Source organism: Caulobacter sp. (assembly GCF_039596335.1).
Taxonomy (GTDB): domain Bacteria; phylum Pseudomonadota; class Alphaproteobacteria; order Caulobacterales; family Caulobacteraceae; genus Caulobacter.
In genome coordinates, this window is sequence record NZ_JBCNJZ010000011.1 from 160,585 (window position 1) to 184,050 (window position 23,466).

The following is a 23,466-nucleotide window of genomic DNA, read 5'->3' on the forward strand; positions in this document are numbered from 1 at the left end:
GCCGATGTCGAGATCGGTTCAAGACCGCGTGCAGATCTAGCGCGCGCGAGGCAGGACCACCTCGAACGCCGCGCCGATGTCGCTCTCAACGAAGCGTATCGCGCCATGGTTGGCGGCGAGCAGGGAGCGGGCGATGGAGAGGCCAAGACCTGTGCCGCCCTCGGTTCTGCGGCTGGTGAAGAAGGGCTCGAACAGGCGGGCGCGATCGGCGCCGGGGACGCCGGGACCATCGTCGCCGATCAAGGCCACGATCGTCTCAGATGTCTCGCGCAGGCTGACAGTGACCAGACTGGCGCCCGCCTGGCGGCTGTTCTGGAAGAGCACCCCCAGCACGGCGTCGAGCGTCGGTTCCGGAACCGCCACGAGTGGCGCGGTGTCGGGCAGTCGAAGGTCGACACGGAAGGTCTGGCTGGCGACGGCATCGGCCGCCCGGCGAAGGGGTGTGATCAGGCTGGTGGCCGCGTTCAGCTCGGGACGGGCCATGTCGGCGCGGGCCAGGTCGAGCAGCCGGGTGACCAGCAGGGACAGCCGGGCCGTGTCGGCCGCGGCGTTGTCCAGGAAGCGTCGCCGGTCTTCCGGGTTCATGGTCTCGCCATGGTCCTGCAGCAGTTCCACGGCGCCCGCGATCCCCGCCAGCGGCGTCTTGAACTCGTGGCTGACGGCCGCCGCGAAGTCGCGCAGATAGCTCGACCGGCGGTCGATGGCCTCGGCCATGGCGCGGAAGTCGCCATACAGCGCCTGGATCTCCAGCGCCGCGGTGGTCGGTGTCTCGGGCGGCGCACCCTGTCCAGTGGCCATATCCCGCGAGGCCACGCTCAGCGCCTCGATGGGGCGGGTCACGCCGCGCGAGACCAGGCCCGACAGCAGCACCAGGATGGAGAAAATGCCGGCCACGCCCAGGATGATCTTGCCGCGATCCTCATAGAGCCCGCGAAACAGCGCGCGCGGCGAACGCGAGAGAAGGACGACACCCACGATGCGATCGCCCACCTGGATCGGCCTGGCGTGGTGCAGGCGGACGCCGGAGGCGCGGCTCAGCCATTCGAAGGCGTAGCTGGGGCGATAGTCGCCGCTGCGCCGCACGACGGTTCGCGGCCGTCCGGCCAGGGCTGTTTTCACCTCGGCCAGGGCTGAAAGGTCGCCGCCCAGGCCGTAACCGCGCGCGACCACGCCCTTCTCGTCCAGGATCAGGACCGAGGCCAGGGTCGTGCGGACCGTGCGCTCGATGACCGGATCCAGGGCCTTGGCCACGTGCAAGGCGGCCGGGTTCGCGGCCTGGCCTCTGAAGCGGGGAGCCGGGCGTTCGGGCAGGACGGCGGCGGTGCGCATGTCCAAGGTCGTTGGCTCGGGCGCATAGTAGCCGGGCTTCGCGCGATCGGGGTTCGGGTCAGGCGGCGGCGCGCCCGGCCAGCTCACCGCCGCCATCGCCGCCAGGGCCGCGCCCTGGGCGACCAGTTCCGCCTCGGTCTGGCGAACAAGGGTGTTCTCATAGACCCGCAGGAAGATCGCGCTGATCCCCGGCATGGCGGCCGCGAAGAACAGCACCGCGAACAGGATCAGCCTCAGCCGCAGGCGGGGCCAGCGACGCTTGAGGAAGGCCTTGGCCCGACCGATCAAGCGCTGCCGCCCTGGCACGCGCCAAGGCGATAGCCGACGCCGGCCCGCGTTTCGACGACGTCGTGGCCGCCGACCTGAGCGAACTTGCTGCGCAGGTTCCGCACATGGCTGTCGATGGTGCGGTCGGTGATGGCGAAGCCCGGGCCGCGCAGGCGGTCGATAAGGGCGTCGCGGGTGAAGACCTTACTGGGGGCGGCCGCCAGCGCGCGCAATATGCCGAATTCGGTGACGGTCAGGGTCAGATCCTGGCCGTCCCAGGAGGCGATCCAGCCGTCGGGATCAAGGCTCAGGCGCCCTCGGCCAAGGCCCTCGTCCGGCGCCTGGGCCTTGGACCCCTGCGAGCCGGTGCGTCGCAGGATGGCGCCGATCCGCGCCGTCACCTCGCGCGGGCTGAACGGCTTGACCACATAGTCGTCGGCCCCCAGTTCGATGCCCAGGACCCGGTCGATCTCCTCGTCGCGCGAGGAGAGGAACAGGATCGGCACGTCGCTCTCGCTCCGCAGGCGGCGGCAGACCTCCAACCCGTTCATGCGCGGCATGTTGATGTCCAGCACGACGAGGTCGGGAGCAGTGTCGGCCGCCTTGGCCAGGGCCGCCTCGCCATTCTCGGCCTCGCACGTCGTGAAGCCGGCCTTCTCGAGGGCGAAGACCAGGAGCTGGCGGATGTGCGGGTCGTCGTCGACGATGAGGATCCGTTGCGGCATGGCGGTCATGTTCAAGGTTGAGCCGCGCCGGTCAACGCTTCTTGGGCGCTATATGAGCTTCCCGCGCCGGAAGGCTGGCCGTCGCAGTTGCGGGGCGGTTGTGATGGGCGCGCAGGGCGGTGCGCGATCAGGGTCCTTGCGGCGTGCAGGCGGCGGGCGTCGCGCCACGACCAGGTTCGCCAGTCTGACAGACGGCGCTCCACGGCGGTTATCACGCGGGTGCGGACCGAGGTGACCGCTTCGGCTTGGACCTGCGGCAACGGTCGTCCCTCCAGTTCGGTCAGTGGAACCAGGGCGGCGGGACCCAGGGCTTCGAGGTAGCAGAGGTCCAGCCGGGGACCGTGGCCGGCGATCTCGCGGGCGTTTCGGCTGTTCCAGGTCGCCGCGACGCCGCCCAGATCGACCAGGCTGACCACGACCAGCACCAGGGCGGCGGCCGTGGCGTTGGCGTTGATCAGCCAACTCGAGCTCCTGTCCTGGAGCAGCCGCACGCAGATCAGCACGAGGCCGACCGCGACCAGCGCCATCCAGGCCAGGGCGGAAAGGCGCAGCTGGGTCAGGCCGTACGCCTCGACGTAGTCCAGGGTCCGCAGGACGCTGGAGGCCACCAGCAGCACGTTCTGGGTCACGAACAGCACCACCATCCGCCGGACCGCCGGCGACGCCGCCGTGGTCGAGCCGGGGCGCAGGGCGACGAGCACGAAGGCGCCGGCCAGTATGGCGGTGGCGATCAGCAGATAGGCCCCCCGGTGGGCGTACTCCGCCAGGGTCACGCCGACGGGGAGGGGCGCGTGACCCCACAGGAAGGCCAGGTCGAGGCCGTTCTGCGCGGCAAAGAGCACGTTGAACACCACCAGCGACAACGAGAGCGACGTGGGCGTCACGCCGAACACCTTGAGGTCGCCCCGGCCGTCCGGCGGCGCGATCGTCCGGCGCAGGCCGCGCGGCCGCAGAAGGGCCCAGACCGCGGTCCCGATCAGCAGCCAGAAGAGCCACCGCGTCATGTCGGGATACGGCAGGCGGATCGTCTCCAGCATCACCGCTATCAGCGGGTTGGCGGCCGCGAAGAGCGCCGTGAAGACCAGACCGCCGGCCAGGGGCAGCAGCAGGCTGGAGAACCGCGAGAGGCCCGCACGGCCTCGTCGCCGCCGCAAGCGGCCGGCGCGCAGTCGGCGAAGGTCCGTCAGCGGGCCGAGCGCGCCGCCCAGCATCGCCATGGTGAGGCGCTGAGCCCAGGGCCAAACGTCGTCCGCGCCCGGCGCGCGGGGCGACAACACGGCGACGCCCAGGGCCAGGACGAACAGGCTCGCCATCGCGAAGGTCGGATGCTCGAGCGAGAGCAGGGCGGCGCCGGCTGCGATGGCCAGGGCCGCCAGCATGCGCGGTTGACGCCGGGCCGCAGGCGCGGCGACCAGCACGGCCAGGATCAGGGCCACGCCGTAGGCGCCGAAGTTCGCGCCGATGGGCTGACGGAAGAAGATCACGTCGGCGAGCGTGATCAGGAGAACGGCCAGCACGCTCTTCAGCCAGAAGGCGGCGCGTGGCTTGGGCGTGATCGGCATGGGTCGAGACCTCGTGACAGGGACACGACGGATGCGGCGCCGGCGTCCAGCAACGACTGCCGCACCCTTGCAGGCGGCTGGGAAGTTGAGTGCAGTTTCCGTGCAGCAGGGTGGGGCGTCGTACGCGCGACTTCGACGCCGACGAACATTCAACCGTCACGGGCCGCCGCTATCCCGCGCCCTGCGATGATCAAACACGCCGTTCCGGCGGGGGCGGAGCGTGGCGTACGACGGCAATGAGAGAGAGGCGACGCTGACCTGGTCGCCGGTCCGCGACTTCGTCCGTCGGCTGGCGCGCCGACGGCTGAAGCGGGCCGACCTGGCCGACGACGTGGCCCAGGAGACCGTGTTGCGGCTCATCGAGTACGAGCGCGGCGGCCGGATCGACAATCTCTACGGCCTAGCCACGCGCATCGCCGAGAACCTCGTGAACGAGCAATTCCGACGCGAACGCCGCTGGGGAGCCGAAGAGTTGAGCGAATCCATTGTCAGCGGGCAGCCCTCGCCCGAGCGGGTTGTCGAAGGCCGCGAAGCCGTCGAAACCCTGAAGCGCGCCCTGGAGCGTATGCCGCGCCTGCGGCGGGAGATCATCATCCGTCGTCGCATCCACCGTCAGAGCTGCGCCTTCATCGCGGAGGAACTGGGCCTAAACCTGAAGGCCGTCGAGAAACACGTCACGCGCGGCCTGCTGGACCTCAACGAAGCCTGCGGCCAGAAGCGCCGCGGACCGGGGGCGGCGCATTGATGGTCGACGACAAGCGCATACGGGCCGAGGCCGCCGCCTGGGCGGACCGCACCGCGGAGCCCGGCGTTCCTCCGGAAGAGGCCGACGCGTTCGAAAGGTGGATGGACGCCAGCCCGGCCCACCGTGAGGCTTTCGCCGAGATGCGCGCGCTCTGGAGCTCCGACGCGTTGGCGGAGGCCGCGAGCGCCGTGGCGCAAGGATCGCGCCCTCGCAGGGCGGCGCGGATCCCCTGGTTTGTGATGGCGCCTCTAGGTGTCGCCATGGCGGCCGCCTGCATCGGCGCTGTGCTGTTTGTTCCCTGGATGGAGCATCGAACCCTGGAGGCCCGGCGCGGCGAGACGCGGATCGCGACCCTCTCCGACGGCAGCGCGATCCGACTGAACGGCGGCGCGCGCCTGTCGGTCCGGCAGGGGCTGCTCAGGCGTTCGGCCACCCTTGAGCAGGGCGAGGCCTATTTCGACGTGCGCCACGACGGTCGCCCCTTCGTGGTCGACACCGGCGCCGGCGTCGTGCGCGTTCTGGGCACCGCCTTCAACATCGACCGCCTGAACCCGGCCCGCGCGGAGGTGACCCTCTATCGCGGCGCTGTGCGCCTGCGCACGCGCGACGGCCACACCCTCGATCTGGCGCCCGGCGACCGGGCCACGCTGGAACGCGGCGCCATCCTCAGAACGCCACACGCCCCCTCCGACCAACCCGACTGGATCGACGGCTGGTTCGACACCGACGCATCGACCCTGGGACGCCTGGTGGCGGAGATCGACCGCTTCTCGACGACGCCGATCACGATCGACGCGACGGCCGGGCAAATCCCGGTGAGCGGGCGTTTCCGACTGTCGCGGCCAGAGGCGGCTCTGGCGCTGATCTCGCGTGTGTATGACGTCGAGGTCGAGACGACCGCTGAACAGGTTATCGTCCGCACCCGGAAGTCTCCGCCAGGTCGTCACTAAGGTTTCACAAAAAGAAATGTCGGGTTCGGCGGCGGCCGGACATCGAACCCTTGTCGATCGGAAATCGACGTTTCTTGGGGGATACCGACATGACGTCCAAACGCGCTCTTGGCGCTTCTATCTTTGCGCTCGCAGCCGCCCTGGCCGTGTCGCCCGCCGTCGCGACGGCGCAGACCGCCCAGCACGCCTTTTCCATTCCGGCCCAAGACCTGAGCCGCGCGCTGACCGCCTATTCGCGCGTCACCGGACTGCAGGTCGCCGCACGCCCCGCGTTGCTGCAGGGGCGCCGCAGCCACGCGATCGAAGGCCGCTTCAGCCAGGTGGACGCCCTGTCGCGCCTGGTCAGCGGCAGCGGCGTGACGGCTCGCATCGTTGGCGATTCCGTGCTGATCGAGGCCGCGCCCGAAGCGCCCGCCCGCACGTCGCAAGCCCGGCCCGTCGCGCCGTCGGCGACGCCCACGGCGACGACCCACGCCGACACCGACGCCTTGACCGAGCTGGTGGTCACCGGCACCCGTCAGGCCTCGCGCACCGCCGCTGAGACCCTGTCGCCGGTCGATGTCCTGTCGCAGCAGGAGATCCGCGAAAGCGTCTCGGGCGACCTGCAGGACACGCTGACCCTGCTGGCCCCGTCGTTCAACGTCCAGCGCCTGCACGCCGACCCGCCGGCGTTCGTGCGTCCGACCACCATGCGCGGCATGCCGGGCAAGTACGTCCTGGCCCTGGTCAATGGCCGCCGCTACCACAACTCGGCCCAAGGTCAGGCCCCGGACCTGTCCAGCATCCCGTCGGCCTCGATCCGCCGCACCGAAATCCTGCGGGACGGCGCCTCGGCCCAGTACGGTTCCGACGCCATCGCCGGCGTGATCAACATCATCCTCGACGACCGCCCCGGCCTGCGCGCCTTCAGCCAGGTCTCGCGCTACTACGCGGGCGACGGCGAGGAATATCGCTTCGGCCTGGGCGGCGGTCTGCGCCTGGGCGACAAGGGCTCCGTCAGCGGCGCGCTCGAGTACAACAAGCAAGGCCGCACCGGCCGCCAGGTCCAGCGCCCCGACGCCATCAAGTTCGAGCAGGACCACCCCGGTGTGAAGGTTCGTGATCCGGTCCAGAAGTGGGGGCAGCCGGAGGAAGAGCGCCTCAAGGGCTCGATCAACGCCAACTACCATCTGACCGGCAATGTCGAGCTCTACGCCTTCGGCCTGTTCAACGACAGCGAGGGGATGACCGACTTCAACTGGCGCAATCCCGACGCCACCAGCAACGTCTACAAGACGACGAAGGCCTTCCCGGGCTTCAGCTTCCTCTCGCTGTTTCCGGCTGGCTTCACGCCGCAGCTCGGCTCGCAGATCGAGGACTACCACCTGTCGGGCGGAGCGCGCGGCGACCTGACCGATCGCCTGACCTATGACGTCGCGCTCACCTGGGGCCGCAGCCGCGTCGCCTTCACCCTGGACGACACGGTCAACGCCTCGCTGGGCCCCAAGAGCCCGACGAACTTCTTCCTGGGCCGTGAGTATCAGGACGACCTCGTCGCCAACGCCGACTTCGTCTACCGCCTTCCGGTGGGCGGCGAAGAGCCGCTGAACATCGCGTTCGGCGCCGAAGCCCGGAAGCTGACCTACGGCGTGCAGCAGGGCGACCAGGCGTCGTGGGAAATCGGACCGGGCGCGGCGGAAGGTCTGGCCGTCGGCTCCAACGGCATGCCGGGCTATGGCCCCACGCGCGCCGGCGAATGGGACGCCAAGAGCTATGCCGCCTATCTCGACCTGGAATGGCGGCCGATCAAGCCCCTGACCCTCGGCGCCGCCGGCCGCTACGAAGACCACGACTCGTTCGGCGGCAACTTCAACTACCGCCTGGCCGCCCGCTACGAGCTGCCGGTCGGCCTGGCCATTCGCGGCACCTATTCGACGGGCTTCCGCGCGCCCAAGCCCTTCGACCTCTATTCCTCCGCGTTCACCCAGAGCCTGAACCTGACCAACGGCAGCGTGAACAACAGCGGTCGCCTCAATGTCGACGATCCGCTGGCGATCGCTTTGGGCGCCAAGCCGCTGAAGCCGGAAACGTCGAAGAACAGCGCCGTGGGCCTCGTCTACAACAATCACGGCCTGACCCTGAGCGTCGACTTCTATCGCGTCGACTCCAAGAACCGCCTCACGACCCAGTCGAAGTCGATCCCGGCGGGTATGCCCAACCCGCAGAACTTCACCTCGCTCAGCTTCTTCATGAACGCCTATGAGGCCCGCACCCAGGGTGTGGACATCGTAGCGGCCTATCGGCGCGACATCGGGCCGGGCCGCTTCAACACCAGCGTCTCGTACAATCAGAACGAAACCGAGATCCTGGACGACCGGCTGGCGCCGTTGAACCCGCTGAACAAGGAGCTGTTCGCCCGACGCTCGCGTCCCGGCGCGGGCATCTCGGCCGGCTTCGGCTACGACCTGGGCGCGTTCTCCATCTCGTCGCGCATCCGCTATTACGGCACCTGGATCGACATGGGCACCGACCCGGACGACGCCACGCGCCTGTGGCAGGAGTTCGACCCGATGGTGCTGGCCAACCTGTCGGTCTCCTACAGCTTCTCCAACGGCGTGAACCTGAAGGTGGGGGCGGAGAACCTGTTCAACTCCTATCCCGGCCGGGCCACGCTCGACGCCAACCGTGGCCTGCTTTACTCGCGCAACGCGCCGTTCGACACCGACGGTGGCCAGTACTGGGTGCGCGTGGGCTACAATTTCTGACGTAGATCCCGATCAGGATCGAACAACGGAGCGTGGTGGTTCGACCGCCACGCTCCTTCTGCCTTGCAGCGAGAACACCATGCCTGAGCTCAACCGTCGTGCGCTTCTGATTGGCGGCGCCGCTCTGCCGACGGCCACGTCTCTCACGCCGGCTTCGGCAAACGCCCCGAACAACGACGAGGCCTTCTGGCGCGAGATCGCCGCCGAGTACGACGTCACGCGCGAGATCGTCCAGCTGGAGAACGGCAACTGGGGCGCGACGCCCCGTCCGGTCCAGGCCGACTATTTCGAAAAGCTGGCGCGGGTGAACCGCGACACCAGCTACTATTCCCGTCGCGGCATGGGTCGGGACCTGATGGCGGTGCGCGATCGTCTCGCCGAGGCCCTGGGCGTGCCGTCGGACGAGATCGCCTTCACCCGCAACGCCACCGAGGCGATGAAAACCCTGATCGGCGGCTACAACCGCCTGACGCCGGGCGATGCGGTTCTTTACGCCGATCTCGACTACGACAGCATGCAAGACTGCATGAAGCGCATGGCGCTGCGCGAGCGGGCCGAAGTTGTACGCATCGCTTTGCCGGAACCGGCCACCAAGGCCTCCTTGATCGCGGCCTATGCCGAGGCGTTCGCCCGTTACCCGCGCCTGCGGCTGGTTCTCCTGACCCATGTCAGCCACCGCACCGGGCTGGCCCTGCCGGTGCGCGAGATCGCCGCCCTGGCCCGCGAGAAGGGCATCGACGTCATCGTCGACGCGGCCCACAGCTGGCGTCAGCTGGACTTCTCGCTACCGGACCTGGACTGCGACTTCGTCGGCCTGAACGGCCACAAATGGCTGGCCGCGCCCTTGGGTGTCGGCATCGTCCACATCCGCAAGAGCGCGCTCTCGAAGATCGATCACGACCTGGCCACGGCGCCCGATGGGCCCGACCAGATCGGTGAACGCGTCCACACCGGCACGCTGAACGCCGCCGCCTTCCTGACCGTGCCGGCCGCCCTGGCGTTCGAGGCCCGCATCGGCCTGGACCGCAAGAGCCAGAGGCTGCGCGCGTTGCGTGATCGCTGGGTCGTCCGGGCGCGGTCCATCGCGGGCGTGCAGGTCCTCACGCCGGACGAGCCCGGACTCTATGGCGCCATCACCGCCTTCCGGATCGCCGGGAAGACCTCGATGCGAGACAATGGCGCGATTGCGCGACAGCTGCTGGAGCGCCACCGGATCTTCACCGTCGCCCGCGACGGCGTTGAGCGCGGGGCCTGCATCCGGGTGACGCCCAACCTTTTCAACACAATGGCCGAGATGGACCTTTTGGCCGAGGCTCTTACCGAGCTTGGCGTGTGACACTCATTTCACACTAATCCCTGCAACAGGCCGCTAGAAGGCGTCCCAATTGGTGGAAGCACTTGTTGGGAAGACCCGTATGGTCGGACGTTTTTTGGTCGTTGCATCGGTGTTGTCGCTGACCGTCGTGGCTCCGGCCTGGGCGCAGACTGTATCGCCGCGCTCTGCTGTCCAGGCGCCGAAGACGGCGCACCCGGAGGCTCTAGGCCAGGCCAAGAACGTCATTCTTTTCCTTGCGGACGCGGGCGGCGTGGCGTCGATCAACGCCGCGAGCCTTCTGGGTTATGGCGAGCCCCTCAAGCTGCATGTCCAGGGGTGGCCGAACCTGGGCTTGAGCGAGACCTCGCCGGTCGACAACTTCGTGTCGGACTCGGCCAACGGCATGTCCTCGATCGTGACTGGCGTGAAGACGCGCAACGGCGTGATCAGCCAGTCGCCCGCCGCGGTGCGTGGCAAGACCGACGGCGCGCCGACCAAGACCTTGCTGGAATATGCCGAGGAGCGGGGGCTTCGCACCGGCGTGGTGACTTCCGAGCCGATCGCCGACGCGACGCCGGCGGCGACCTACGCCCACTCCAATGATCGCGGCAAATGGGGCGAGATTTTCCAGCAGGCCTTCAAGCCGCGCTTTGGCGACGGCGTCGACGTGCTGATCGGCGCAGGGCGCGACAAGATCGGCCAGCAACTGGCTGCGACCGGCGCCGGTTTCGACCAACTGGCCAAGGCGCACAGCCGTCCGATCTACGCGAGGCTCGAGGATGCGCCCCTCGCGAACACGAGGCCGGTCGTCGTCTCCGACAAGATCGACGTTCGCGCCGCCACGCTGCGGGCCCTGGACCTGCTGAAGGGCTCGCCGAAGGGCTATCTGCTGGTGGTCGAGTGGGACGCCCACACCGACGACCCCCGCAAGGGCCTGCAGAACATCGTCGACTTCGACAAGCTGATCGCCGAGGTCGAGGGGCGGGTCGACCTGAAGGACACCCTGCTGCTGTTCACCGCCGACCACTCGTTCGGTCTGCAGGTCGACGGCGGCCGTCGCGGCGAGCCGCTGCTGGAGGGCTATGACGCCTGGAAGGCGGCCGGCAAGGACGATGACGTCGTTCGCCTGAAGAACGTCATGGTCAACCGCAGCCATACGGGCGAGGAGGTCGTCGCCCTGGCGACCGGCGCCGGCGCCCAGCGGGTGCGCGGCTATTTCCCCAACACTCACCTGTTCCAGATCATGATGGATGCCTGGGGCTGGAAGGTCGACGCCGCAAACTAGCCTACGAGAGCGTCCAGGCCTTTCCATCGGTGCGGGCGGCCACGCCGTGCAGGCGGCCGACCGCCCGGGCGAAGGCGGCCGTGTCGCCGGCCTCGAACACGCCGTCGATCGGCAGGCGGTTCAGGGAAGGGTTCAGGACGCGCAGCGGCGTGCGACTGTAGCGGTTCATCTCGGCCACGGCCTCGCCCAGCGATGCGCCGTCGAAGCTGATCCGGCCGTGGTTCCAGTCATCGATCCGTCCGGCCTGAGCGACGAAGATCGGCCCAGGCTGTCCGGCGGTTGACAGGCGTACGGCCTGTCCGGGGCGCAAGCGCACGGCGGCGCCGACGCCCTTGGCAGGGCCGGCCGTCACGCCGCCCTCCAGCAGGTCGACCTGGGTGAAGGCGGCCTGGCGATAGACGTTGAAGCGCGTGCCGGTGACGCGGATGCGGCCGTCCTGGCTCAGCACGTCGAACGGCGCGCCGTCGCGATGCGCGACCTCGAACAGCGCTTCACCTGCTTCGAACACAACCTCGCGCCGATCGCCGTCGAACCGGGCGGCCAGACGGGTGGCCGTATTCAGGGTGACGCGCGAGCCATCGGGCAGATCGACCATGCGCCGCTCGCCGAGAGCGGTCTCATGGATCACCGGCTGTCCGCGCCAGAGCAGCACGCCGCCCAGGGCAAAGCTGGCGGCCAAGGCTCCGCCGACGATCAGGCCGCGACGGCTGGGCGCGGGTCGTTCGTCCACCGCGAAGTCAGAGGCGTCCAGCTGGCCCAGGGCGTCCCAGACCTCACCGATCTGGCCGTGTGGCGCACGCGCGTCCTTGCCTTGCTCTTCGCGCAGGCGATCGGCGACGAAGGCGTCGGCCTCGGCGTCGATCTCGGCGTTTGGGGCCGGGCGGCCAAACGGGATTACAGTTCGAACCATCCACAATCCTTCAGCCTGGACCGGCAGCGGGCGAGCGCGTCGGCCATCAGGCGCTGGGTCGTCCGCAACGGCGTACGCGTGCGGGCGGCGATTTCAACCAGGGTCAGCCCCTCGACGCGGTGCATCATCAGCACCAGGCGCTGTTCGCGGGGCAGGGAAGCGATGGCGCGGCGCAGTAGGTCGGCGTTCTGCTGCCAGCGCAACTCGTCGAACGGCGAAGGACCTTCGTCGGCCAGATCCTCGGGCAGCTCGACATGGCGGTCGCCCCCGCGGCCCAGACGACGGCGGCGCAGGTCGCGGGCGACGCTGTCGGCGGTCTTGAACACATAGGTGGCGTTGAACTCGGGCGGAGGGATGCCGGCCGCCAGCCGGGTCAGCCGCAGATAGATGTCCTGCAGGGCGTCCTCGAGGTCGGCGGAAACCAGGAAGCGACCCAGGTAACGGCGCAGGCGCGCGTCGAACCGCGTCACCAACTCGGCCACGATCGCAGCGGCCGGCGCGGGCTCCTGGGCAGCAGTCATCGGTGGGTCGACGCCGTCAAACATGCGAACTCGTTCACGCCTCTACTTCAAGAGACGCAGGCCTGTCGACAGACCGCCAAATGCGCGGGCGAAATGTCATCATTCCATTGCAGCCCGCCCCTAGAAGCCGCCGCAGTCGCGGGTTTTCATCACGGATCGTCCCACATGGGCGGTGGCGGTCGTCACGCTTTCCTCCTGTCCGTAGGTGTCGTCGCCATCGCCCTGCCGGGATGCGTCCTGGCGGCGGATCGCGCCCAGACTTTCGACGTCCCCGCCCAACCCCTGGCCTCGGCCTTGCGCGAGTTGGCGCGGCAGGGGCGGGTGCAGGTGCTGTTCTCGGCCCAGGACCTGCAGGGCCGGCGCAGCCGCGCCGTCGCCGGCCGCCTCGCGGTGTGGCGCGCCTTCGACACCGCCCTGGCCGAGGCTGGTTTCGAGGCCCGGCGGGTGGACAGCCGCACCTTCGTCATCGCCGCCCAGCCGATGGTGCGCCCGTCTTTGGCTCTCTCGCCTAGGCCCGTTCCCTGGACGCCGGTTACACCGGTGGAGCCGCTGCTGGTGCTGAGCCCGCGCGCGGACGTCGATCCCGTCGTGCAGCGCCTGGCGGTCGATCTGGCCGAGCTGGCCCCCGTGCGCCGCCTGACCCGCGACGACATGGAGCGCGGCGCCGCCCAGAACGTGTCCGAGGCCCTCGGCGACCTGCCGGGCATGACAGTGATCAACACCGGCCGCTCATTCATCGGCGGCATCGACTCGGCGTCGCGAGGCGAGGGGCTGTACGCGGCCTATCGCGGCCTCAATGCCGAGTACAATCTGACCATGATCAACGGCGTGTCCGCGGCCCAGGGCCTGCCGTACTCACGCGGGATCCAGCTGAACCTGCTGCCGCCGGGCGCCTTCCAGACCGTGGTCACACACAAGACTGGCCGGGCCGACCTGGACGGCGACTTCATCGGTGCGGCGCTGGACTTCCAGACCCCGGGGCCGGCCAGCCTGGCGCGATCGCCCTGGACGGCGGTGACCCTGAGCGGACGGATCGAGACGCGGGCCCGCGACTATGGGCGCTCGGGCCTGGGCGAGCATGTCCAGGTGGAGCACGGTCGTCGGTTCGGCGCCGAGGAGCAGGTCGGGCTGTACGTCGCCGCCGCCTACGAGGCCCGTGGCTTCGCCAATTCCGAACTGGCCGGGGTCATGGCCGCGCAGAACGACCGGGGCTGGGCCTACGGCGTTTCGGGCTCGTCGCAGGGCGGGCCGGTCGATCCGAACAAGCCGCAGGACAATCTCGTCCAGACCAGCCTGAACGTCGGGCTGTCCAGCGGTGGCAGTCGGCTGCAGAACTATGTGCTGGCGATGGACTGGCGTGTCCGGCCAGGCCTGGATGTCCGGCTGAACGCCACCCACGCCCGGGCCCATACCGAGCAGAACTCGACCTTTAGCCAGGTAGTCAGCGGACCCCAGAGCTGGAGCGACGACGGGACGGGCGTCTATCACCTGTCGGTGCAGGATCTGTCGACGCGGGTCTGGTACGAGACCAACCCCGACACCGTGTCGCTGTCGACCGCCAGCCTTGCGGCCGATCTGGTCGCCGGCGCCTGGCGTCTGTCGCCCTATCTGTTCGCCAGTCACGGCCAGAGCGCGCGGCCCGATCATCTGGAAGCCTCGGCCTGGATCAATCAGAGCGACGCCTACAACACCGGTCAGCAGCCGCGTCCGTTCGGAGGCGTGACGGTCTCCTATCGCGACGGCTTGCCGGTCCCCCAGTGGCCGGCGAGCGTCTTCGACGACCTGAACGACGCGGGCCGCGTGCTGCTGGCGCGGCGGGCCGGCCAGCGCACCGAGCAGTTCAGTGACCAGACGCGGTATGGCGGTGGGTTCGGCCTGACCTTCACGCCGACGATCGGGGCCTGGCGTAGCGTCCGGGTCGGGGCCAAGCTCAGCCGCAGCGACCGCGACCTGACCGACCGCAACTGGACCAACGGTTTCTTCGCCGACCTCTATCAGCAGCCCGGCCTGACCTGGGAAGCGCTGGGCATCGCGGACGGGACCTACGGGAAGGTCTTCCCAGGCCTCTATGACTGGTCGCTGCCGAAGATCGATCACGACCGGCTGGAAGCGCTGTTCCACACTCACCGGACCGCCGAGAGCTTCGACACCTGCGGGGCGCTGGAGGTCAACAATCTGAACTGCAACAGCCAGTCCGGTCACGAGACGGTCCAGGCGCTGTACGCCATGGCGACCCACGCCGTTGGCGCCTGGGAAACGCAGTTTGGCCTGCGTCACGAGCACACCCGGATCCACAACCGCTTCTGGGTCATGCCGGACGCCAGCGTGGTGGAGACGGCCGGCGAATGGGACCAAAGCCGGAGCCGTTATGACAAGCTTCTGCCGAGTCTGAACCTGTCTTACCGGCCCAACGACCGCGACGTCTGGCGGGCCTCCGTCTGGCGCGCCTACAGCCGTCCGGCCTTCATGCAACTAGGCGGCGGTGTGCGGACCGAGACTCTGGACGGGGTGACGACCGTGACCCGCGGCAATCCCGACCTGAAGAGCGCCGACGCCTGGAACCTCGACTTGTCGCACCAGCGCTGGCTGCCAGGCGGCGGGGCGCTGAGCGTGTCGGTCTACGCCAAGCGTATCGACCACTATCTGTTCGAGAGCGGCGCCAGCCTGGGTGTCGGGGTGGTTCCGGAGGCCGGCGCCGTTCGTGTGGTCACGCCGCGCAACGGCGGGCGAGGGCGCACGCACGGACTGGAGCTGGAGTGGTTCCAGCCTCTGGGCGATCCGCTGGGCCTGGGCGGCCGGGCCAGCCTGGACGTCAACGCCAGCCGCCAATGGTCGCGCGTCGATCTGGGCGAGCGCCTGGGCCGGTCCCAACCGATGCTGAGCGCCCCCGAGTGGCTGGGCAACGCCGAGCTGGCCTACAGCCAGGGGCGGGCGTCGTTCTATCTGAGCCTGAACCACACCGGCGCCTATGTCTCGGCCTATGACATCCTTGGCGCGGCAGGGGATTGGGACAACCAGTGGGTCCGGCCCGTGACCCGCCTGGACGCGCGGGTGCGCTGGCGGTTCGACGGGCGGACGCGGCTGGACGTCATCGCCACCAACCTGACCGGCGCCTACAGCTATTGGGCCCATGTGGGGCGCGACACCACGGCGCTGTCGGATGTCGTGGATTCCGGGCGACGCGTGGTCGTCAGTCTGCGGCGAGTATTCTAGAAGCCGGCCGCGCGCAGGGCGCGTTCCAGGCCCGCATCACCTTCTGTGTCCAGCAGCGCCTTGATGCGGTCTGCGCCCAGCTGCTCGAGCACCGCGTTGCGCCGGTCCCGGGCCATGCCGGCCAAGGCCGCATCGGCGGCGTGGACGGCGGCCTCGGCGTGAATCCAGTTGTCGTCGGCGGCGTTGCTGATCAGGCATTCGCGCGACGGCTGGACCGTTGTCGTCCAGGCGGTGCGCGAGACGATCGCCGCGGCGCGCAGCCAGCCCTCGACCTTGCCCCGATCGCCCTCGACCGGCGCCGCGTGGGCGCAGGCCTGGGCCAGGATCATCGCCGGCGGCAGGCCGCGCGCCATGGCTTCGGCCAGGCCCAAGACGTGATGGGCCCCGGCGCCGCCGATCGCGCCTTCCGAAACCAGGGTCCCGTCGTCGCGCCAGGTCAGGACCAGCGCCTTGGCCCAGTCGTGCCACAGCACCGAGGCGGTCAGGATCTGTCGGTCAATCGGAACGCCGCTTTCGGCCTCATACAGGTCGGCCAGGGACAGGGCGAAGCGCAGGTTGAAAGCCTCGTGCGCGACCAGCCCGCCGGGCCAGTCGTGGTGCGAGCCGGTGTTGCCGCCAGGCGCGGTCAGAATAGACTGCGGCAGGGATGGGCAAGTCGATCCCTCGCCCAGCGGCGGGAAGACGACGTCTCGCGACTGATCGGCTTGCAGCAGGCCTTCGGCGCGAAGGGTCTGGATGATCGCGGCCTCGTCGGCCGGTGTCAGGCCCGTGCGGTGACGGACGCAAGGTGCGGGCTGGAGCGCCGCCAGGGTCTCGGTCTGCAGGTGATCTTGAGCGAGGCTGCTCGCCGCTGTCCGCAGCGTGTCGAGCGCGGCCTGGGTTCGGGGCGCGGGCGCGGCCAGGGCGGCGACAAGCAGGGCGGCCAGCAGCATGCGGATCTCGTCTGAAGGAAAAAGGCCCGGAGCGCGCGAACACGCTCCGGGCCGAGGGCTAGAAGTCGTACTTCATCGTCAGCAGGGTGGTGCGGCCGGAATTGACCACGTCGGAGATGGCCAGGCTGTTCTGCCCGACATGGCTCCAGTAGCTGTAGTTCTTGAAGAGGTTTGACACCGACAGGTCCAGCTTGACGCCGTTGCCGAAGTCATAGCCGGCGTGCAGGTCGGTCCGCTGGGTCGGACGGGTCCAGTAGTCGAGACCGGCGATGCGGTTGTAGGCCGTCACGGTCTCGCCTGCGTAGTTGTAGTTCAGGTCGAGGGTGAGCGGGCCCCAGGCGTAGTTGAGCTTCAGGTTGCCCAGCCAGTCGGGCGCGTTCTGCATGCGGTGCTGCTCGCCCGCGCCGATATCGACCTCGGTCCACTGGCGGGTCAGGTTGGCGCCGGCGCCGAAGCCCGATAGCCAGCCCGGCAGCATCTGGAAGCGCTGGTAAAGCTGCAGCTCGATGCCCTTGACGTCGCCCTTGCCGCCGTTGGTCGGCGACACGATAGTCACGCGATCGAAGGTCTCGCCATTGTAGGTCGTGCCGCCGCTGGACTGGCCGCCGTTCACGATCGTGGAGCCGTTGTCGAACATGTAGTCCGACAGGCGCTTATAGTAGGCGCCGACCATGGCGTAGCCGCCGGCCGAGTTGCGCCATTCGCCCGACAGGTCCAGGTTCCACGACTTCAGGGTCTTCAGGTCGGGATTGCCGCGGGTGACCGTGATCGAGTTGTCGCCGCGCGAGGTGGTCTCGGCCGCGCCCAGCTGCACCAGGGCCGGCCGCATGTACGAGCGGGTCAGCGAGCCGCGGAAGACGGCCTCGTCGCTGGGACGGTAGTTGACGAACAGGCTAGGCAGCCACTCGTTGTACTTGGTCGAGTTGGTCTCGAAGCGGCGCCCCTTGGCGTCGTTGTTCCAGTAGGTGTTCTCGATCTCGGTGTGCTCGAAGCGCAGGCCCGGGATCACCTCCAGAGCGCCCAGGTCCCACTTGCCGGTGACATAGGCGGCGGCGACGTCCTCATCGCCCTTCAGCGTGTTGCAGTTCAGGTAGCAGAGGTCGGCGGCGGCCGCGGCGGCGTTGAAGTTCTGGTGGAACAGCTCGACCAGGCGGTCGTGGTTCACCTTCGGCGCGCGGATGTCGTAGAGGCCCGGATAGACCGAGTCGAAATAACCATCGACCAGGCCCAGGTCCTGCCAGGTCACGCCCGGACGGCCGGCGATGTTGGCGAAGTGGTCGTTGGTCCAGTCGTGGCTGGTGACGCGACGGTGGCTGCTGACGTACTTCACGCCGGTCTTGACGTAGGACAGCGCGCCGCCATCGAAGTCGCGCTGGGCGTCGAAGCGGCCGCCGAATTTCTGCTGGTTCGAGAACTGCTCGGTCAGCTGGCCAGCGCGGCGGGCCAGGAGGGCGGTGGCCGAGTTGTTGATCAGGTCGCGCTGCGTCTGGGTCAGCAGCGGCTGCGGATAACCCTTCTTGTCGTAGCCGGTGAACAGGCCGCTGTAGGGCGTCAGGAAGCCAGTGTTGAAGTTGTCGGACTGGTTGTTGCGGACCGACGCTTCGATGTGGTCGGGACGGTCGTTGCCGCCTTCCGAGTAGAAGATCGACGGCGACAGGGTCCAGGCGCCGTGGCGCTTGATCCCGCCCAGGGTGATGGTGCTGAGGTCGGCGTCCTCGGGGTTGGTCGTGTACCACATCCGGACCGACGAATTGGTCAGGTTCAGGTCGTAAAGGCCGGTGGTGGTGTTCAGCACGCGGGCGCGGTTCTGGACGAACTGGTTCAGCGTCGAGTTCTGCTGGGTCTCGGCGAAGGCGTACGAGCCGCGCAGATAGACCTCGAGGTCGGTCGAGGGGCTCCAGTCCAGCGAGAAGTTGCCGCCATAGCGCTCGGTGTGGCCCGTCGAGACACCCATGTTCATGCCGGTCAGGGCCAGGTTGGCTTCCTTGTCCATGCCGGCCGGATTGGTCCCCTCGGCCGAGTTGGTCGCGGAGTGCAGATAGGCCCAGCCGCCGTCGTTCTGGGCGTTCATCAGGGCGGCGACCATCGAGTTGGCGAAGGTGCGCTTGTCGTAGAAGGCGCTGACATAGAGGCCGAACTGACCGTCGCGGCCGAAGCGGCGCGCGAACTCGCCGTTGACGCCGCCGCCCAGGCCGTTCTCGTCATAGGTGCGGGCGCGGCTCTCGATCCGGCCGGCGACCGACAGCGAGGCGTAGCCGTCCTTGAAGCTGAACGCCGAGGGCGTGACGAAGTCGATCGTACCGCCGATGGCGTCGCCGTCCATGTCGGCGGTCGAGTTCTTGTTGACCACGATGGTCTTCAGGCCCGACGGGGGCAGCAGCGACAGCTGCACCTGGCGCGAATAGGGCATGCCTTGGGCGACGTTGACGCCGTTGATCAGGGCCAGGGTGAACTCCGAGTTCATGCCACGCACGCCGACGAACATGCCTTCGCCGCGCGAGGCGCCGTCGACGCCGCCGAAGAACGAGTTGCCGGTGTTCTGGACGCTGATGCCGGGCAGCAGGGCCAGGGCTTCGGCGACGTTGTGGACGGCGGTGTGTTCCAGGTCCTCGGCCGACATCACGCTGACGGCGTTGTCGGCTTTCATCTGGCTGCGCATGGCGTCGTTGCGGGTGGCGACCACGGTGACCGCGGCGACCTCGGCGGCGGCCGTCGGAATGGGCGCTTGCTCGTCGGCGAGGGCCTGCCCCGCGCCCAGCAGCGAGAACAGCGCCATGGAGGACGCCAGAAGTCTGGTTTTGAACGATAGCGTTTTCATCGACCGCAGTCCCTGAGCCGGAGCTGATATGCCCCCAAGTTCAAGGGACGCGGCCGACCGCGGTGCGCGCCTGAATTTTATGAATACTTCACAGTCCGCGCGGCCTCGGACCCTACCGATGTCGGTCCTACGCGCCCGTGTCGTCGCGTCGGGTCTGTCGGCACATCTGCTTGCAGCGCCAAGCCAGCGTCGCGGGCCTTCGGTTCGGCAGGGAAAGGTGGGGCGCTAGCGGTTGTCGGACGCCAGAGCCAAGGCGTAGCGCCGGCAGTGTTCCAGGTAGGCCGCCTCGTGGACCGCCATCAGATCCACCACGCTCGACCAGAGCCAGGATGGCGCATCCAGCGCGCCGGATCGGTTGCGTGCGAGGTCGGCGATCCAGGCCTTGCGCGTGGCGGCGTCCATCTGCCGGCCATGCGCGTCGCCGACCACGCGCGCCAGGGAGCGGGCCGCATCCATGGCCTCGGTCGGCGCCAGGCCCACGACCTCCAGCTTCATGTCCTGCGGCATCAGTTCGCGCACGAAGACGGCCTTGTCGAGCAGGCGGCCGGCCGCCATGCGCTGGCCCAGGTTCGGAGACAGCGCCATCGCCCCGGCCACCACCCGCTCCGCGTTGCCGCGCGGCATGGCGGCGCCCGCTTGCCGTGGCGCGGCGGCCTTGATCGCCTCCTTGATGTCCAGGAAGCAGATGTCGGGCGGTCCATCGCCGCCATCGACCTCCAGCAGCACGGCGAACCGCAGGCGGCCCAGGGAGCTGCAGCCTTTTACCCAATAGGCCGCGTCCAGCATCCGGATCTCGTCCTTGCGCCCGCGCGACTTCAGGCTGGTCACCAGGTCGCGCACGGCGGCGCTGGCGCAGATGGCCTCGATCTCGTGGCGTTCGGTGCGGGTGATGGGCCAGAAGTGCTTGCCGATCGAGATCTCCGGCCGCACCCCCGCGAGCCGGTCATTGGCCAGATGCTTCCAGGTTCGGCGCTCGGCCTGGCGCAGAACCGCGCCGATCATCGGCGGATGCTGGGTCTCCTGGTCGAAGTCGGCGGCCAGCGCCTCCTCATAGCCCTCGATCATCGCTTCGAGCATCTGCGCGGTGATCACGCCCGGCAGGTCCGAGCCGCGCGCGGCCGACGCCAGGGATAGTCCAAGCCGGATCAGGTCATGGGCGGGATTGCCGACCACGGTCTGGTCGAGATCGCGGATCTGGATATCGACCCGCCCCTTGGGGTTGGCCAGGGGGCCGAGATTGCCCAGATGGCAGTCGCCACAAATCCAGACGGGCGGGCCGCTGGGCACGATCGCGGCGCGCGTCTCCAGCCACTCGTAGAACTTGACGGTGCTACCGCGAACATAGGCGTGGGCCGAGCGCGCCATCTTGAGGTTTCGGGTGCGCGCCAGGATCGGGCCACGCTCGTCGGGCTTCGCCGCCTGGGCGCGCCGCGCGGCCTTCAGTCGGTCCAGGCGCTCGGCCTTGCTCAAGAGGCCAGCTCCAGGCTGGGGCGGATATGCCGAAAGCGGGCTTCAACGAAACCGAACAGGCCAAAGGCGATCAGGCCGAGGGCCACCAGACCCAGCATCCAGGATCCGAACGGCTGAGCTTCGAGCGCCTGCAGCGCGCCGCCCCAGCTGCGCGCATCGCGGCTGCGCGCCTCCAGACCTGCCAGGATCAGGAATACACCCGCCGGCAGGGTCGCCAGTCCTCTGGCCGCGTAGCCGACCTTGGCCATCGGGACGACCCAGCGGCACAGTCGGTCGTCACAGCGCAGGCGCTTGGCGAAGTCCTGAGCCAGGCCCTGGACGACGTTGCCGACACCGACGCTCAGCATCACGACACCGGCCAGGAGCAACAGGATTTCACCATAGGGCAGGGCCAAGACGGTGGCTGCCGCCCCGCGTGCGGCCTGTTCCTCGTCAGCCTCGCCGACATCCTCGAAGGCGTCGAGCAGCTCCAGCGCCCAAAAGCCCAGGCCGCCATAGATCAGGCCGCTGACCGCCTGTCCGATCCGAACCGCGACGCCCTTGGGCGACGCGCCATGTTGGTCCGCATCGAAGATCGCCTGCAAGGCTCGCCAGACGGCAAAGGCCAGAAGGCCTATCGCGACAAGGCCGACCAGGGCCAGGCCCAGTGGCCAGCCGGCCCACGCCGCCAGCATCGCCTTGGCCCCTTGAGCGCGCGGCGTCACATCGGTCGCCGCCAGCAGGACGATCACGCCAAGACCGAGATAGACCAGACCGCGCGCCGCATAGCCCAGGCGGGACGCCCCTTCGAGCACCCGCGTCACGTCCAGCTTCGCCAACCGACGCCGCGCTGCTCGCACGATCCTCGCCAAATCCATGAATGTCGCAGCCCCCACCAAAGGCGACGCCCCCGGGGATTCCCCGAGGGCGCGATCGATCAACGCCTCGAGGCGCTAGCGCGGAGCGCGGGTATAGACCGTCCGGCTGCGGCCACGCAGCAGCAGCCCCAGCAGCAGGCCGACACCGGCCGCGACGCCAAGCGCCTGCAGCGGGCGCGTCACAACATAGCCTTCGACCGTGTCGAGCTGCGTGTGGAGCTCGCCGCGCACGCCGCCGACGATCTCGTCGACGGCTTCGAGAAGGCTGCTCTTGGCTTCGCCGAAGGCGTGCTGCGCCGCGCCGGCGGCTTGGTTGATCTTGCCCTTGCCCTGCAGGGTGGCGTCGCCGGTCAGGCCACCGACAGCGTCCTGCACCCGGCCAAAGCCCTGCTTGGCCACGCCCATCACTTGATCGTCCATCATCTGCTCCTGCGGCGCTGAAAGCCCGCGTCCATCGCGGCGCTATCCCCCAAACCCGCGCCCATGGTCGCGGTTCCAGACCAAACGCCGACCAAGAGCGGCAAGGCCAAGGCCTCGGGCTCAGCGGCCGCGGAACTGCAAAGGACTTGGAGAGCTGACTCTCGCTCAGAGAGAGGCCCTGATGACCGGAACCACGATCAAACGCGACCTCAGGACAGGCCGATCGCTGTGGGCCGACAGCCCTGGACTGGGCGTGCCCGTGCGGCCGCTGGACGCCGCGATCAGCGTCGATGTCGCCATCGTCGGGGCGGGCATCAGTGGCGCCTTCATGGCTCATGCGCTGTCGAAGGATCATTCGGTCGCGGTGCTGGACCGCCGCGCGCCCCTGATGGGGTCGACCCTGGCGTCGACGGCGTTGCTGCAGTGGGAAATCGATCTGCCGCTGACGACGCTCTCCCAGAAGATCGGCGCGGCCAACGCCAAGCGGGCCTATCTCCGATCCCGCCATGCGGTGGACGCCCTGAAGCAGATCGTCGCCGAAGAGCGCATCGTCTGCGGGCTGAAGGACAAGTCTTCGCTCTATCTGGCGGGCGACGCTTATGGCTACCGCGCGCTGGAGGCCGAGGCGGAAGCCCGCGCGGCGATCGGCCTGGATAGCCAGTATCTGAACGCCGCAGCTTTGCGCGAGCGGTTCGGCGTGACGCGGACGGGCGCCATCCTCTCAAGCGGTTCGGCGAGCGGCGATCCCGCCCGACTGGCGGCGGGGCTTCTGAGACGCGCCCACGCGCACGGTGCGCAGATCTGGTCGCCCGTCGAAGTGCTGCAGGCGGTCAGCGATCCGGACGGGGTGACGCTGCTGACCGACGCGGGTCACGCGGTGCGCGCCAAGTCGGTGGTGTTCTGTTGCGGCTATGAGTTCCCCAAGGGTGTTGCGACCCCAGGGGCGGAGATCATTTCGACCTGGGCGATGGCGTCCAAGCCGCGCCAACGCTGTCCCACCTGGCTGAAGGACATGCTGGTCTGGGAAGCGTCCGACCCATACCTCTATCTGCGCATGGGCGGCGACGGTCGCCTGATCGTGGGCGGCGAGGACGAAGACTCCGCGACCGCTCACCAGGACAAGGCGAAACTCAGGCGCAAGCGCGAGATCCTCACCGGCAAGCTGCATCGGTTGCTGCCGGATGTATCGTTCGAGATCGATTATGGCTGGGCCGGCGCTTTTGGTGAGAGCGCGACAGGGCTGCCCAGCATCGGCCCTGTGAAAGGCATGGATCACACCTGGGCTGTCATGGGCTTTGGCGGCAACGGCATCACCTATTCGGTGATCGCTTCGCAGATCGTCGCGGCCGAAATCCGAGGGCAGCGGGACCCTGACGCCGATCTATATCGGGCCTGACCGGGTG

At 68.7% G+C, this 23,466-nt stretch carries 17 protein-coding genes; 7 read left to right on the forward strand and 10 right to left on the reverse strand.

What is annotated here, in order from left to right; translation table 11 throughout:
- Positions 1-36: 36 nt before the first annotated feature.
- The 3 genes from ABDW31_RS21880 to ABDW31_RS21890 are packed head-to-tail and all read right to left on the reverse strand — an operon-like array spanning position 37 to position 3,883.
- Positions 37-1,617 (reverse strand): HAMP domain-containing sensor histidine kinase, encoded by a 1,581-nt coding sequence (locus tag ABDW31_RS21880; protein WP_184720448.1) that lies wholly within the window; start codon positions 1,615-1,617, stop codon positions 37-39.
- Positions 1,614-2,321, reverse strand: a complete 708-nt coding sequence (locus ABDW31_RS21885; protein ID WP_343699552.1) for a response regulator transcription factor — start codon at positions 2,319-2,321, stop codon at positions 1,614-1,616. Before ABDW31_RS21885 ends, ABDW31_RS21880 begins: the two co-directional genes overlap by 4 nt.
- Positions 2,322-2,332: 11 nt before the next feature.
- Positions 2,333-3,883, reverse strand: a complete 1,551-nt coding sequence (locus tag ABDW31_RS21890; RefSeq protein WP_184720444.1) for a DUF4173 domain-containing protein — start codon at positions 3,881-3,883, stop codon at positions 2,333-2,335.
- Between the two features lie 220 nt (positions 3,884-4,103).
- Here ABDW31_RS21890 and ABDW31_RS21895 point away from each other — a divergent pair, with 220 nt between their 5' ends.
- The 5 genes from ABDW31_RS21895 to ABDW31_RS21915 all read left to right on the forward strand — a co-directional run bounded on the left by ABDW31_RS21895 (position 4,104) and on the right by ABDW31_RS21915 (position 10,922).
- On the forward strand, positions 4,104-4,628 hold the full coding sequence (locus tag ABDW31_RS21895) for a sigma-70 family RNA polymerase sigma factor (protein WP_184720442.1): 525 nt from the start codon (positions 4,104-4,106) through the stop codon (positions 4,626-4,628).
- Entirely contained in the window at positions 4,628-5,578 is a 951-nt protein-coding gene (locus tag ABDW31_RS21900; RefSeq protein ID WP_184720440.1) for a FecR domain-containing protein, read from the forward strand. The genes ABDW31_RS21895 and ABDW31_RS21900 overlap by 1 nt, the downstream gene beginning before the upstream one ends.
- Positions 5,579-5,667: 89 nt before the next feature.
- Complete coding sequence (locus ABDW31_RS21905; RefSeq protein WP_184720438.1) at positions 5,668-8,322, forward strand: TonB-dependent receptor; 2,655 nt, start codon at positions 5,668-5,670, stop codon at positions 8,320-8,322.
- Between the two features lie 79 nt (positions 8,323-8,401).
- The gene (locus ABDW31_RS21910) at positions 8,402-9,658 is read left to right on the forward strand and encodes an aminotransferase class V-fold PLP-dependent enzyme (RefSeq protein WP_184720436.1); all 1,257 of its coding nucleotides are present in this window, start codon (positions 8,402-8,404) and stop codon (positions 9,656-9,658) included.
- A gap of 79 nt (positions 9,659-9,737) precedes the next feature.
- Positions 9,738-10,922 (forward strand): alkaline phosphatase, encoded by a 1,185-nt coding sequence (locus tag ABDW31_RS21915; protein ID WP_184720434.1) that lies wholly within the window; start codon positions 9,738-9,740, stop codon positions 10,920-10,922.
- A gap of 1 nt (position 10,923) precedes the next feature.
- Here the strand turns inward: ABDW31_RS21915 and ABDW31_RS21920 are convergent, their stop codons facing one another.
- Positions 10,924-11,832, reverse strand: coding sequence for a FecR domain-containing protein (locus ABDW31_RS21920; RefSeq protein WP_184720432.1), 909 nt, complete (start codon positions 11,830-11,832; stop codon positions 10,924-10,926).
- The gene (locus ABDW31_RS21925) at positions 11,817-12,377 is read right to left on the reverse strand and encodes a sigma-70 family RNA polymerase sigma factor (RefSeq protein WP_184720430.1); all 561 of its coding nucleotides are present in this window, start codon (positions 12,375-12,377) and stop codon (positions 11,817-11,819) included. The genes ABDW31_RS21920 and ABDW31_RS21925 overlap by 16 nt, the downstream gene beginning before the upstream one ends.
- Before the next feature lie 141 nt (positions 12,378-12,518).
- Here ABDW31_RS21925 and ABDW31_RS21930 point away from each other — a divergent pair, with 141 nt between their 5' ends.
- A complete protein-coding gene (locus ABDW31_RS21930) occupies positions 12,519-15,566 on the forward strand; it encodes a TonB-dependent receptor (protein WP_184720428.1) in 3,048 nt (1,015 codons plus the stop codon).
- Here the strand turns inward: ABDW31_RS21930 and ABDW31_RS21935 are convergent.
- The 5 genes from ABDW31_RS21935 to ABDW31_RS21955 form a co-directional block, all read right to left on the reverse strand.
- Positions 15,563-16,498, reverse strand: a complete 936-nt coding sequence (locus ABDW31_RS21935; RefSeq protein ID WP_184720426.1) for a hypothetical protein — start codon at positions 16,496-16,498, stop codon at positions 15,563-15,565. The two genes, ABDW31_RS21930 and ABDW31_RS21935, sit on opposite strands and share 4 nt — an antisense overlap.
- 58 nt (positions 16,499-16,556) lie before the next feature.
- Positions 16,557-19,274, reverse strand: a complete 2,718-nt coding sequence (locus tag ABDW31_RS21940) for a TonB-dependent receptor (RefSeq protein WP_343699553.1) — start codon at positions 19,272-19,274, stop codon at positions 16,557-16,559.
- Between the two features lie 267 nt (positions 19,275-19,541).
- Positions 19,542-20,786 (reverse strand): DUF2252 family protein, encoded by a 1,245-nt coding sequence (locus tag ABDW31_RS21945; protein WP_221444697.1) that lies wholly within the window; start codon positions 20,784-20,786, stop codon positions 19,542-19,544.
- Entirely contained in the window at positions 20,783-21,589 is an 807-nt protein-coding gene (locus ABDW31_RS21950; RefSeq protein ID WP_184720422.1) for a DUF1206 domain-containing protein, read from the reverse strand. Before ABDW31_RS21950 ends, ABDW31_RS21945 begins: the two co-directional genes overlap by 4 nt.
- 129 nt (positions 21,590-21,718) lie before the next feature.
- Positions 21,719-22,063, reverse strand: a complete 345-nt coding sequence (locus ABDW31_RS21955) for a CsbD family protein (protein WP_221444695.1) — start codon at positions 22,061-22,063, stop codon at positions 21,719-21,721.
- Positions 22,064-22,244: 181 nt separating this feature from the next.
- Here ABDW31_RS21955 and ABDW31_RS21960 point away from each other — a divergent pair, with 181 nt between their 5' ends.
- Positions 22,245-23,459 (forward strand): FAD-binding oxidoreductase, encoded by a 1,215-nt coding sequence (locus ABDW31_RS21960; protein ID WP_184720418.1) that lies wholly within the window; start codon positions 22,245-22,247, stop codon positions 23,457-23,459.
- Positions 23,460-23,466: the final 7 nt, after the last annotated feature.

Bases quoted from the DNA above. Each gene is read 5' to 3' on its own strand.
- ABDW31_RS21955 (WP_221444695.1), bottom strand. From the start codon at position 22,063: ATGGACGATCAAGTGATGGGCGTGGCCAAGCAGGGCTTTGGCCGGGTG.
- ABDW31_RS21890 (WP_184720444.1), bottom strand. From the start codon at position 3,883: ATGCCGATCACGCCCAAGCCACGCGCCGCCTTCTGGCTGAAGAGCGTG.
- ABDW31_RS21885 (WP_343699552.1), bottom strand. From the start codon at position 2,321: ATGCCGCAACGGATCCTCATCGTCGACGACGACCCGCACATCCGCCAG.
- ABDW31_RS21905 (WP_184720438.1), top strand. From the start codon at position 5,668: ATGACGTCCAAACGCGCTCTTGGCGCTTCTATCTTTGCGCTCGCAGCC.
- ABDW31_RS21925 (WP_184720430.1), bottom strand. From the start codon at position 12,377: ATGTTTGACGGCGTCGACCCACCGATGACTGCTGCCCAGGAGCCCGCG.
- ABDW31_RS21910 (WP_184720436.1), top strand. From the start codon at position 8,402: ATGCCTGAGCTCAACCGTCGTGCGCTTCTGATTGGCGGCGCCGCTCTG.
- ABDW31_RS21960 (WP_184720418.1), top strand. From the start codon at position 22,245: ATGACCGGAACCACGATCAAACGCGACCTCAGGACAGGCCGATCGCTG.
- ABDW31_RS21900 (WP_184720440.1), top strand. From the start codon at position 4,628: ATGGTCGACGACAAGCGCATACGGGCCGAGGCCGCCGCCTGGGCGGAC.
- ABDW31_RS21920 (WP_184720432.1), bottom strand. From the start codon at position 11,832: ATGGTTCGAACTGTAATCCCGTTTGGCCGCCCGGCCCCAAACGCCGAG.
- ABDW31_RS21940 (WP_343699553.1), bottom strand. From the start codon at position 19,274: ATGGCGCTGTTCTCGCTGCTGGGCGCGGGGCAGGCCCTCGCCGACGAG.
- ABDW31_RS21930 (WP_184720428.1), top strand. From the start codon at position 12,519: ATGGGCGGTGGCGGTCGTCACGCTTTCCTCCTGTCCGTAGGTGTCGTC.
- ABDW31_RS21915 (WP_184720434.1), top strand. From the start codon at position 9,738: ATGGTCGGACGTTTTTTGGTCGTTGCATCGGTGTTGTCGCTGACCGTC.
- ABDW31_RS21935 (WP_184720426.1), bottom strand. From the start codon at position 16,498: ATGCTGCTGGCCGCCCTGCTTGTCGCCGCCCTGGCCGCGCCCGCGCCC.